This window comes from Massilibacterium senegalense (assembly GCF_001375675.1).
GTDB lineage: Bacteria > Bacillota > Bacilli > Bacillales > Massilibacteriaceae > Massilibacterium > Massilibacterium senegalense.
Genome location: NZ_LN831786.1, coordinates 1948748 through 1960513, shown reverse-complemented (window position 1 = coordinate 1960513; position 11766 = coordinate 1948748). Strand labels below are relative to the sequence as shown.

Here is an 11766-nt window from a genome sequence, read left to right as displayed (position 1 = left end):
TATGTGTGTTGGTGTACCAGCAAAAGTAATCGAGAAAAAAGAATTTTCAGCAACCGTAGACGTGATGGGTTCTCAAATGGAAGTAGGCATTATTTTTGTGCCAGAAGTGAACATTGGCGAATACGTGATTGTCCATGCGGGTCAAGCAATGTCGATTGTCGATGAAGAATATGCCAAAGTGAGTATCGCTGAATGGAGGCGTTTTGCAGATGAGCGAGATGCAAGCCATTCTTAGCCAGTTTTCTGATACTGCGTTATCGCAACAATTATTACAAGCAGTACGCGAACAAGCACAGTTATTTAAAGAAAAAACAGGGCGTAAAGCGTCGTTTATGGAAGTGTGCGGTTCACATACGATGGCGCTTGCGAAATCGGGGATTCGGAAAATATTAGCCGATGATGTAGAAATTATTGCCGGACCGGGTTGCCCTGTTTGTGTAACGGACCAAAAGTCAATTGATGCGATGATTGCATTAGCGAACGGGGATAACCGAATCATTTGTACGTTCGGAGACATGATGCGGGTACCAGGAACGAAAGAAAGTTTAATGGACGCTCGTTCAAACGGACGGGACGTACGCGTCGTGTATGCACCGGTAGATGCGGTCGCGATTGCGGAAGAAAACCCAGAGAAAGAAGTTGTCTTTTTAGGAATTGGGTTTGAAACGACGATTCCCGTTTTAGGTGTGGCTATTCAAACTGCCATTGAACGAAACGTACCGAACTTTTCGATGTGGGTGACAACGAAATTGATTGAACCGGTGATGCGGACGTTGTTAGATACGAAAGAAGTCGACATCGATGCTTTTTTATTGCCAGGTCACGTTGCGATTGTATTAGGGGAACAAAGTTTTCACTATTTAGTCGAGGAATATAATGTACCAGGCGTTGTCGCTGGATTTGAACCAGTGGAATTATTAACCGCTGTGTATCAATTACTACACATGTTAAACGAACAAAAAGCAGATATTAAAAACGAGTATAATTTCGTTGTGACAAAAGAAGGAAACAAACAAGCACAACGAATCATGGAAACGTACTTTGAACCAGTGGATGAAGCGTGGCGCGGCATGGGAATTATTCCGAAAAGCGGCATGGATTTAAAAGAAGAATATGCATCGCTAAATGCGAAAAAACGTTTTTCCATCACACCAGGGGAACCGCGCAAAACGAAATGTCGTTGTGGGGAAATTATTCGTGGGATTGCCAAACCACAAGATTGTGTTTTATTCGGAAAAGCATGTACGCCGTTAAAACCAATCGGACCGTGTATGGTATCTAGTGAAGGAAGCTGTTCTGCGTACTATCAATATATGAGGGAGTAGAAGTCATGAATCGAATTACTTTAGCACACGGAGACGGTGGAGAGTTAGCCCATCAATTAATTCAAGAGGTGTTCGTCGAAGCATTCGGGTCTAATAAAGAAGCGATGTTTGATGCAGCGGTGTTTTCTGCACAAGGAAAACTAGCCGTATCGACGGACAGTTTTGTTGTAAAGCCGATGTTTTTTAATGGTGGAAATATTGGAAAAATTGCCGTTTGTGGTACGGTGAATGACATTGCGGTTAGCGGTGCCACCCCCCTTTATTTAACGTGTGGCTTTATTATTGAAGAAGGTTTGTTAGTGAGTGACTTAAAAAAAATCGTTCAATCAATGGCGGAAGAAGCGAAAAAAGCAGGTGTCCAGATTGTTGCTGGCGATACGAAAGTAGTGGAAAAAGGAAGTTGCGACGGAGTGTATATTAACACGACGGGAATCGGTATCGTGACGTATGAACTAACACCAGATGCCATCGAAGAGGGCGATTCTGTCCTTATTAGCGGAACCATTGGTGACCATGGCATTAGCATTTTAGTCGACCGCGGGGAATTAGGGTTAACAGCGAACATTGCAAGCGATTGTGCCTCGTTACATGGATTGATTGAAGAAGCACAAAAAACAGGCGCGATTAAAATGATGCGCGACCCTACACGCGGTGGTCTTGCGACAACACTTGTGGAACTTTGCGAAGATTTTCATGTCACGATGGAGATTGAAGAACAAGCGATTCCGTTAAAAGATGAAGTCCACGGCGCATGCGATATTCTCGGATTTGATCCGCTTTATTTAGCGAACGAAGGAAAAGCTATTTTTATCGTCAAAAAAGAACAGGAACAACAAGTGCTAGAAGTATTACAACGTCATCCACTCGGTGTCGATGCGGCAGTAATCGGGCACGTAGTTGGAAAAGACGGAAAATTGTTATTGCGGACACCGATTGGAAGTACACGACGGATGCACCGTTTATCTGGTATGTTATTACCGCGGATTTGTTAGGTGCTTTTTTTCGTCATGTGTGGTAGTCTATTCATACAACTTAATTACGCTTGGGGGTATTTGGAGTGGAACTGAAAACGTATGACGAAGTACAAGAGTTTATTCATAAACAAGGTTTTAAAATGTTATATATAAGTCGCGATGCATGTAGCGTATGCCACGCATTACTACCGAAAGTAGAAGCGATGCTAAAAGAGTTTCCAAAAATTGAAATGGGAAAATTGATGATTGATGAAGTGGAAGAGCTAGCGGGGGAACTTTCCATCTTTACCGTGCCAGCGATGTTAATCTACATTGACGATAAAGAAATGTTTCGGTACGCACGTTTTGTAAGTATCGATGAAATGCGACAAAAAATTAACAAGTATTATGAATTATATTATTAAGAATTTACGTAACATAGCATTTTTTAATTTATCTATGATAAGATGAAAAATGCTATGTTATTCTTTTTTAAGGGAGGATTTTTTATGAAAAGCAAGTCCATACCTATCTATGCACTCGTGGCTTTTCTTTTGCTCGTTAGTGCGGTTGTCGTATTTCCAGTAAATATCGTAACATTAGGACTTATGTTAGCAATAGGGTTGTATGTTTTTACGCAGCCAAAGGTAGGAATCGCCTTTTTAATTATGTATTACCCTGTCAGACCATTTTTAATTGAAATGAATGATTCCTTAAAATTACTAGGAGACATTATTACGTTTTTTATGCTCGCCTATGTCGTGTGGAGCGGCAGAAGAGAATTCCGTTCTTTATTCAAATTACATTGGTTTGAATGGACATTTATACTGTTTATTGTCGTTGGAAGTGTTAGTGCCTTACTTACAGGCGTTTCAATAGGAAGCATTATCATTGAAATGAGAGCATTTATGATAACCTTTTTATTATTTTATATCGTAAGACGGTTAGATGTATCGAAACAGGATATTCTTATGTATATGCATATTGTTGTCGCGATGGCCGTCTTTTTATCGTTTCATGGTTTACTTGAAAAATTAACACTCCGTCAATACCTTTTACCTCAAAGTTGGAGTGCGATGGAATTAGCACCAACGAATCGGATTCGTGTGTATGGATTAATTGGAAATCCGAACGTATTAGCGTATTTCTTAGGTATTGCCATCATGATGGCGTTTTACTTACTTACCGTTTATAAAACGAAAAAGGCTCACATTTTGTTATATGTTTGTCTCGTGTTGTTTAGCGCAACGTTTTTACTTACATTTTCACGTGGGACAACGATTACATTTGTCGTTGCGGCCATTATTTATATCGTGTTAACGAAAAAATATAAGCTAGTAGTACCGATTTTATCTGTTGTCGTATTAGGTGCAGCACTTATTACGTACCCCGTAACGCAAACAGCAAATTATTTTGAAAAACATCATTATTTTTCTGTAAAAGAAAAAGTTAATAAAGAGAATGAAGGAAAGAAACGGTTTAAAAATGCCTTTTCGAAAGAAGAATTACACTTAAGTAGCCAAGATGGCCGACTATATTTAATTCAAGTTGGATTAGAAATTTTCAAAGATCATCCAATCATCGGAACTGGATTTGGTACGTTTGGTGATTCTGCAGCGGTTGCCAATTCATCGCCTATTTATAAACAATACGGGATTACGTACAATATTTACTCTGATAATCAATATATTCAAATTATCGCACAAACCGGGGTAGCCGGTGTGTTGCTATTTGGTAGCTTTTTAATTGGGTTGGCGTTATTTTTATGGAAAAGTCGGACAGTACCAGGTGCTTATTTATGGCTTGCTTTACTGCTCGGAACGTATCCGGCTGGTGCGTACTATAATATTTGGGAAGATAAAACGTTTACTAGTCTGTTCTTCATTGGTTTAGCGATTATTGCTAGTTATAAAAAATGGATGAAGCCAACGGTATAGCGAGTTGACTAGTGATTATAAAAGAAGGGAGGTAGCACAGATGTGTCTCGTACACATTCCGCCCGCTACGGGTTTCCTGTGCTAATGAAAAATGAAAGTATTACATGTAATAGGTGGAGCTGAAATAGGTGGTTCGAAAAACCACCTGATCAGTTTGTTAAGGGAATTAAATCATGAGGAAGTCATGCTTGGTGTGTTTGAAAAAGGAGAAATTTACGAAGAAGCAATCCAAGCGGGGGTAAAAGTGAGTTGGTTTGACCAACGTTCTCGATATGATTTATCCGTGCTTCGTCGTGTGCAACAATTAATTGAAGAAGAAGGTATTAAAATAGTCCATACCCACGGACCGCGAGCGAATTTATTCGGATATATGGTGCGGAAAATGACACCATTCATCTGGGTAACGACCGTACATAGTGATCCGCGTAATGATTTTTTAGGACGTGGGATAAAGGGGAAAATTTTTACCGCTTTAAATTTAAAGATGTTAAAGAAAATGGATCATTATTTTGCGATTTCTTCGCGGTTTAAAACGATGTTAGAGTCTTTTGGGGTTCCAGGCAACAAAATCACGACCATTTATAATGGCATTTCTTTTCGAGATGTATATAAAGCAAAATTAACTCGGGAAGACATGGACGTAAAAGAATCAAATTTTATTGTTACGATGGTAGCGCGATTAGATCCGGTAAAAGGACATGTGCATGCGATTCGCGCTATTAAAAAAATAGCAGCAATGCATCCGGAAGTCCAATTATGGCTTGTTGGAGATGGGCCGTATGAAGAAGAATTGCAGAAAGAAGTCGCGCAACTTGGTGTCGAACAACACGTTCGTTTTCTGGGACACCAAGACGATGTGCATTCGTTGTTAGCGATTTCGGATATTGAGTTGCTTACTTCTTATAGCGAAAGTTTTCCGCTCGTTATTTTAGAAGCAGCGCGGGCACACATTCCTGTCATCTCAACTGATGTGGGTGGCGTGAAAGATTTAATGTCGGAGCCAGCATTAGGTTGGGTTATTCCGATTAAAGAGGAGCGAGCGATTCAACAAGCAATCGAAGAAGCGATGCAATGTAAGCAAGACGGAACATTGCAAGCGTACGGGGATAGGTTGTATGAAAAAGCAAGTACACATTATTCGTTAGAACAATTTGTCCACAGTGTGGAAAAAGCATATGAACAATTATTAAAATAGGTTATCCACTTGTGGATAACCTATTTTTGCGTTAAGACAACTTTTCCGATGGCTTGTTTCGATGCTACATATCGATGTGCTTCTGCAATGTCATCAAAGGAAAACATTTGTTGATCCACAACAGGTGTAATGGCTCCTTCTTCTACCCACTTCGATAATGTGTGTAAAATGTCGTGATGGTGTTCGCGGTGTTTATTTTGTAATAATGGCAATAGCATAAACACAACGTGTAACGATAACGCTTTTCCGTGCAGGAGGGATAAGTCTTGTGTGGAACGAGAAGACGTTGTCACGACTTGACCGTTTGATTTTACTGCTTGAAATGATTGTTGTAAGTGATCATCGCCAACAGGGTCAAACACAATATCAAAACCTTGCCCGTTTGTGACGTCATCCACGACTGTTTCAATCTCTTCTTCTTTGTAATAAAAAAGATGATTGGCGCCAAGTCGCTTTGCAATCGCTCCTTTTTCTTTGGAAGAAACAGCTGCCGTTACGTGTAGACCTTGTTTTTTTGCCATTTGCAATGCCACATGGCCAACGCCTCCTGTCGCACCGTAGACGAGTATTTTTTCTCCTGCTTGTATGCGGGCTTTGTCTAATAATCCTTCGTATGCTGTAATCGAAACGAGCGGGAGCGCAGCCGCTTCTTCAAACGATAATGATATTGGCTTTTTTGCAAGCAACCGTACGTCACAAGCCATATATTCAGCTAATGCTCCTTGGGTTTCTCCAATGCCACCAGCACATCCATACACTGCATCCCCGACGGATAATGACGTTACGTCACTTCCTACTTCGACAACGATACCAGAAACGTCCGCATTTAAAATACTAGGTTTAGGAGGCGCTAAATGGGGAACAAATCCAGAACGGATCTTTAATTCAATCGGATTCATACTCGTCGCTTTTACTTCTACTAATACTTCATTTCGGCGAATGGTAGGTGTCGGTATCTCCACTGTTTGAAACACATCTTCATCGCCAAATTGTTCGAGCGCATGAGCTTTCATGATAAATATTTCCCCCCTTTTTCATTATTTTGGGAACATTTTGCTACGTATTAACGTAATTATCGCTAAAGGATGGTGGAAAAGCAATGACGATTGTTTCATTAGGTGATGTAAAAAATACGAAACGGTTTCTTCGTACCCAAACGATTACGACGATTTTAAATGAATTTGACGAAAAAATTATGCAATTAAAAGAAGAAGACCGTGAAGCAAAATATCGTAAAATGGCAGAAAGCCCGTTTCGATTTTATCGCGGTAGTGCGTACTTATTTTATTTTGATATTAGTAGAATTCCATTTTCATACCATACCCCAGCCAATCGGCCGATTTGGATCCAAGGTGATTTACACTTTGAAAACTTTGGTGTTTTCCAAAATGGACAAGGAAAACTAGTGTATGATGTGAATGATTTTGATGAAGGATATGTTGGTTCCTATTTAGTAGATGTACTACGAATGATTGCTAGTATTGCACTCACTTGTACCGAAAAAGAATGGGATTCATCTGTGAAAAAAGAAGCGATTAATACGTATTTATCTAGTTATTACAAACAATTAAAACGGTTCCGAAAAGGAAAAGATGATCCATTTACGTTTATGTGTACAGAAAAAAATACGAAAGGTCCTGTGGAACGAGTATTAAAGAAAATGCGGAGAAAGCAAGCTGTGACGCTGTTAGAGGAATATACGTCATTGGCAGAAAACCAACGATATTTTCCGAAAACAGAAGAAATAGTGCCGATTACCGAGGAAGAAAAACAAAAACTAGTAACTGTTTGGAAAGAATATATTCAAACGATTGACGAAGAAGACCGGAAAAAAGCAGATTTTTATCACGTGAAAGATATTGCCCTTAAATATGGTACTGGTACAGCTTCGATTGGATTAAAGCGATATTATTTGTTAATCGAAGGAAAAGACGATACTCATGAGAATGATATTATTTTAGAAGCAAAAGAAGTACGTACGGCTATTCCTGCCTATTTTATGCCATTTCACGAATCTTTTTGGGAGATGTACCGTCATCAAGGAAAACGTGTCGTAGAAACACAAAAAGCGATGCACCATTTCGAAGACCCTTATTTAGGCTATTTTACAATGGATAATACCGAGTTTTACGTAAGGGAACGTTCGCCTTATAAAAAGAAAGTAAAATTAACCAAAATCGAAACAACAGAAGATTTATACGATACACTCGAAATAATGGGGAAAGTAACAGCTAAAATTCACGCACGTGCCGACCAAGACGTCGATTCCAAAATCATCACTCATCATAGTGAAGAATCGATTTTAACCGCAATCGGCGACGATTTTGATAGTTTTGCAAAGCAATTAATAGATTGGGCCTTATTTTACGAAGAACAAGTCCAAACCGATTACCAAATCTTTCTCGAATGGAACGAAAAAAGAAAAGCGGAAGGCGCTTGTTCAGCGACAGAGTAATAAGGCGGACGATGGAAGAGGCGCCTCTTTGCCTCTGTAATCGGTTGACTTATTACGGCAGTCGTTAGCCCACCGAAGCTAGACAAGAAAAGCGTAGGGAGGCTCGTTCAGCGACAGAGTAATAAGGCGGACGATGGAAGAGGCGCCTCTTTGCCTCTGTAATCGGTTGACTTATTACGGCAGTCGTTAGCCCACCGAAGCTGGACAAAAAAAAGCGTAGAGAGGCTCGTTCAGAGGGAACAAACGTAAAAAAAGAGCTACTAAGATTTTTCCTAGCAGCTCTTTTTTTATCAAGATAGGTATTTATTTTTGGTATCCGTCCACGACTAAACGTAATTGTCCTGTTGAAGGATTCATTACTAGTCCATGAACTGGTACGTCTGTTGGGAGTAACGGATGTTTTTTAATCATAGATACGCTGTTTTTAACAGAGTCATCAACAGAGTCAAATCCGTTTAACCATGTATTTAAATCAATACCAGAGTTTGTTAACGTGTCGATAATTTCTTGGGAAATTCCACGTTCTACTGCTGATTTTAAAATTGGTTCAGGTTTTGTTTTACTCATACCGCAATCATCATGCCCAATGACACATACCTCTTCAGCTTTTAATTCATACACGGCAACTAAAATACTGCGCATAATACTTCCGAATGGATGTGAAACAACTGCCCCCGCATTTTTAATAATCTTCACGTCCCCATTATGAAGATTTAACGCTTTTGGAAGTAATTCTACTAAGCGTGTGTCCATACATGAAAAGATTACCAGTTTTTTGTTTGGAAATTTCGTTGTAGTAAACTTTTCATACTCTTTTTTCTCTACGAATGTTTGGTTAAAAGCTAACATGTCATTTAATAACGTCATTCATATTTCCCCCTTTCCTCTATTCTACTAAATATTGCGAATAATTTGCAAAGTAAAACACTAGATTTTGGATAAATTTTTGTGTAAATGTAATAAAATAATGGAAGGATGACTGAAAATTGCATAAAATAGTAGTAAGTGAACGCTCATTCATTCTTGGAGGTGACAGAAAGTGATTGAACAAGTATCAGGAACGAAACATGAAATATACCGAATTACATTACCTACTCCATTTGCTGTAGGGGATGTTTATGCTTTTTTATTAAAAGGAGCTGCGTTAACATTAATCGACGTCGGACCAAAAACAAAAGAAGCAACATACCATCTCACCACATCGCTAAAAGAACTAGGCTATACGTTTGCCGATTTAGATTATGTCGCACTAACGCATCATCACGTAGATCATATAGGGTTTTTAGGTGAATTGGATGCATATCAACTTCCGGTTATTGGTCATCGTTATAACGAACCGTGGATGAAACAAGATGCTTCGTTTATTCAACAAATGGAACAAGAGTTTTTCGACCTTTCTGTACGATGCGGAGTAGACGTATCTTTTTTTAATAATCATGTTGATTATAGAGCGCTATTTTATTTTGCCCAACCGACGCGATATTCATTAGCTACAGCTTTGCAAGAAGGGGATACACTACCGGGATTTGATGATTTTCGTGTGCTAGAAATGCCTGGGCACGCGGGGAGCCATCTGATGTTTTACGATGAAACGGAAGGTTTAGCCATCGGTGGTGATGTGTTATTAAAACATATTGCGTCTAATCCCGTTCTGGAACCATCCTATGAACCACAAACCGAACGAACAAAACCATTGCTGCAATATCGTCAATCTATGAAGCGATGTAGTGATTTAAACATGAAACGAATTTTACCTTCACATGGCGAGGAAATAACAGAAGTGAAGGAATTGGTTGCAGCTCGTTTTAAGCGTCAAGAAACCCGTGCACTAAAAGTATATGAATGGTTAAAAGAAGAAGAACGAACGGTTTGGGAAATTTGTAAACGACTTTTTCCAAAAGCCTATAAAAAAGAATTTTTATTAACGTTATCTGAAACAGTAGGTCAAATGGACTACTTGCATTCCATTGGAAAAATTAAATGTATTGAACAAGAAACACATAAAGTAGTTATATAAATTTATAGGAAAATTTACAATATTATGATAAAGTATAGGTAAATATGAATAAGTATTTATTCACAGGAGGTATGGGGAATGAGTCGTTTTCGTCCGTTTGCAAGTGCAGAACGATTGGTGCAAGTAGGGACTAATTTATCAGTAAAAGGTCGTTTTCAAGAAACATTATCGTTCAATAATTTTGAACAAGAAGACTTAATGAATTTACAGGAAATTTATAACATTGCGGAGCCGGTGATTCCGGAGGCAATTCGTATTTTACGTGACTATTTTAAAGAAATGCGATCAGAAGATACTTCTATCACTGAACAAGACATCAAGCATTATATCACCATCTTTTTTCAAAATGAAAGAAACGAGGCATTTGTTGATGACTGTATTTCGTTTTATTTAAAATTTCGTGTTGCTAATTATCCTCAAGGGAAATTAATCGTAGCTTTTGATCAAGTGAACTTTTTTGTGACAACGTACATTTTGTCAAAAAAAGGATTACACCCCAATGCATGTTTAAATCTGTTAGAATCATTACGACGCGCTACAAATGTGCAACGTCAAATATGTATTGAAGTATTTACAGAAAAATTTAGTGAAGAAATAACGTGTCACGTATCAGACATTTTAGAAAAAAATGCAGAAATTTCATTTATTAAAGATTTACTAAAAAAATTAAAACAACAAACGAGCGATGTGCAAATGGCAGCAGCTTCTGGAGAAGAATTAGCAGTTTCCATTGATGAAGTAGCTAGAAATGCACAAGATGTTGCCGAAGAAACGGAACAAGCAGTTTCGAATGCCGAACAAGGTCGTGAAGTGATTACGCAAGCATTAAGTGAAATTATTAAAACAGAAGAAACATTTGAACACATTGTAAGTCAATTTGAACATTTACAAGAACAAGTGAAAACAATCGAAAATGTTGTCGGGATTATTAATGAAATTGCACAACAAACGAACTTACTTGCTCTGAATGCGTCTATTGAGGCTGCGCGAGCTGGAGAGCAAGGAAAAGGATTTGCGGTTGTTGCAAGTGAAGTGCGTAAATTGGCAGAAAATACCGTTACATCCTTAAAAGAAATAAATACAAACGTCGAAGAGCTAAAAGCATTTGCAGGTGATATGTCTCAAACAGTTTATAATGCGAAAGCTGTTGTCCAAGCGGGGGCAAAAGAAGCGAATGATGCCGTTCCGTTATTGACAGATATTACGAAAACGATTGTAAATATTAATGACGCTACAAGTAATACGGCAGCAATTGCCGAAGAACAAGCATCTGCTGTAAATGATGTAGCTAGTCGAATGACATCTATTGCTCAAGTGACAGAAGAGATTTCTGACTTAGGAGAATTGACAGGAAAAGCAATTCATGCGTTAAGTAAACGGATCGAAGAGTTTCGTCTAGATATAGTGAATCATAATATTCATTTATCGACAAAATCGTTATTAAACTTAGCGAAAAGTGATCATATTTTGTGGAAATGGAAAATTTATAATATGATTTTAGGATATGAACATGTTCGAGAAGAAGATGCTGGTACGCACTATTTATGTCGTTTAGGCAAGTGGTATTATGACGAAGAAACGAAAATGCGTGTCGGTCATTTGCCTGAATATAAACAACTAGAAACTCCTCATGCAGCAGTGCATGACCAAGCACGTCTTGCTGCAAAAGCTTATCAAGCAGGAGATATTGAGCAAGCAGAATATCATTTACAACTGATAGAGGAAGCATCTCAACAAGTGTTAGTGTATATTGAGCAAATCCAAAAACAATTATAATGCTTAAATAAAAAAAGGGAGCCAACAGTAAAATGTATATTGGATGGTTTCCTTTTTTTACTGCACAAAAAGTGGCGAATTTGTTATATTTTTTAGAAACGAACGAGG

At 38.5% G+C, this 11766-nt stretch carries 11 protein-coding genes; 9 read left to right on the top strand and 2 right to left on the bottom strand.

Features of this window, described 5'->3' with window-relative positions; all coding sequences use genetic code 11:
- Position 1: 1 nt before the first annotated feature.
- The 6 genes from BN1372_RS13130 (at position 2) to BN1372_RS13105 (ending at position 5410) form a co-directional block, all read left to right on the top strand.
- Positions 2-235 carry a HypC/HybG/HupF family hydrogenase formation chaperone gene (locus BN1372_RS13130; protein ID WP_062200267.1) on the top strand — a complete coding sequence of 78 codons (234 nt, stop codon included), beginning with the start codon at positions 2-4 and terminating at the stop codon, positions 233-235.
- Positions 219-1325, top strand: a complete 1107-nt coding sequence (hypD, locus tag BN1372_RS13125; RefSeq protein ID WP_062201371.1) for a hydrogenase formation protein HypD — start codon at positions 219-221, stop codon at positions 1323-1325. The genes BN1372_RS13130 and hypD overlap by 17 nt, the downstream gene beginning before the upstream one ends.
- 5 nt (positions 1326-1330) lie before the next feature.
- The gene (hypE, locus tag BN1372_RS13120) at positions 1331-2317 is read left to right on the top strand and encodes a hydrogenase expression/formation protein HypE (RefSeq protein ID WP_062200266.1); all 987 of its coding nucleotides are present in this window, start codon (positions 1331-1333) and stop codon (positions 2315-2317) included.
- Between the two features lie 65 nt (positions 2318-2382).
- Positions 2383-2703, top strand: a complete 321-nt coding sequence (locus tag BN1372_RS13115) for a thioredoxin family protein (protein WP_074018193.1) — start codon at positions 2383-2385, stop codon at positions 2701-2703.
- Positions 2704-2787: 84 nt separating this feature from the next.
- The gene (locus BN1372_RS13110) at positions 2788-4215 is read left to right on the top strand and encodes an O-antigen ligase family protein (RefSeq protein ID WP_062200263.1); all 1428 of its coding nucleotides are present in this window, start codon (positions 2788-2790) and stop codon (positions 4213-4215) included.
- A gap of 91 nt (positions 4216-4306) precedes the next feature.
- Complete coding sequence (locus tag BN1372_RS13105; protein ID WP_062200260.1) at positions 4307-5410, top strand: glycosyltransferase; 1104 nt, start codon at positions 4307-4309, stop codon at positions 5408-5410.
- A 20-nt stretch (positions 5411-5430) separates the two neighbouring features.
- On the opposite strand, the gene BN1372_RS13100 is transcribed toward BN1372_RS13105, so the two are convergent.
- Entirely contained in the window at positions 5431-6423 is a 993-nt protein-coding gene (locus BN1372_RS13100) for a zinc-dependent alcohol dehydrogenase family protein (RefSeq protein ID WP_062200257.1), read from the bottom strand.
- Between the two features lie 86 nt (positions 6424-6509).
- On the opposite strand from BN1372_RS13100, the gene BN1372_RS13095 reads away from it, so the two are divergent.
- Positions 6510-7865, top strand: a complete 1356-nt coding sequence (locus BN1372_RS13095) for a DUF2252 domain-containing protein (RefSeq protein ID WP_062200253.1) — start codon at positions 6510-6512, stop codon at positions 7863-7865.
- 303 nt (positions 7866-8168) lie between these two features.
- Here the strand turns inward: BN1372_RS13095 and BN1372_RS13090 are convergent, their stop codons facing one another.
- Positions 8169-8732, bottom strand: coding sequence for a beta-class carbonic anhydrase (locus tag BN1372_RS13090; protein WP_062200251.1), 564 nt, complete (start codon positions 8730-8732; stop codon positions 8169-8171).
- Positions 8733-8904: 172 nt separating this feature from the next.
- Between BN1372_RS13090 and BN1372_RS13085 the strand changes: the two genes are divergently transcribed.
- Both BN1372_RS13085 and BN1372_RS13080 read left to right on the top strand, forming a co-directional pair.
- The gene (locus BN1372_RS13085) at positions 8905-9882 is read left to right on the top strand and encodes an MBL fold metallo-hydrolase (protein ID WP_062200248.1); all 978 of its coding nucleotides are present in this window, start codon (positions 8905-8907) and stop codon (positions 9880-9882) included.
- Between the two features lie 78 nt (positions 9883-9960).
- Positions 9961-11658 carry a globin-coupled sensor protein gene (locus tag BN1372_RS13080; protein ID WP_062200246.1) on the top strand — a complete coding sequence of 566 codons (1698 nt, stop codon included), beginning with the start codon at positions 9961-9963 and terminating at the stop codon, positions 11656-11658.
- The last annotated feature ends 108 nt before the right edge of the window (positions 11659-11766 follow it).

What these genes read in the sequence shown, in the direction of transcription:
- BN1372_RS13130 (WP_062200267.1), top strand. Translation starts at nt 2, where the DNA reads ATGTGTGTTGGTGTACCAGCAAAAGTAATCGAGAAAAAAGAATTTTCA.
- hypD (WP_062201371.1), top strand. Translation starts at nt 219, where the DNA reads ATGCAAGCCATTCTTAGCCAGTTTTCTGATACTGCGTTATCGCAACAA.
- hypE (WP_062200266.1), top strand. Translation starts at nt 1,331, where the DNA reads ATGAATCGAATTACTTTAGCACACGGAGACGGTGGAGAGTTAGCCCAT.
- BN1372_RS13110 (WP_062200263.1), top strand. Translation starts at nt 2,788, where the DNA reads ATGAAAAGCAAGTCCATACCTATCTATGCACTCGTGGCTTTTCTTTTG.
- BN1372_RS13105 (WP_062200260.1), top strand. Translation starts at nt 4,307, where the DNA reads ATGAAAGTATTACATGTAATAGGTGGAGCTGAAATAGGTGGTTCGAAA.
- BN1372_RS13100 (WP_062200257.1), bottom strand. Translation starts at nt 6,423, where the DNA reads ATGAAAGCTCATGCGCTCGAACAATTTGGCGATGAAGATGTGTTTCAA.
- BN1372_RS13095 (WP_062200253.1), top strand. Translation starts at nt 6,510, where the DNA reads ATGACGATTGTTTCATTAGGTGATGTAAAAAATACGAAACGGTTTCTT.
- BN1372_RS13090 (WP_062200251.1), bottom strand. Translation starts at nt 8,732, where the DNA reads ATGACGTTATTAAATGACATGTTAGCTTTTAACCAAACATTCGTAGAG.
- BN1372_RS13080 (WP_062200246.1), top strand. Translation starts at nt 9,961, where the DNA reads ATGAGTCGTTTTCGTCCGTTTGCAAGTGCAGAACGATTGGTGCAAGTA.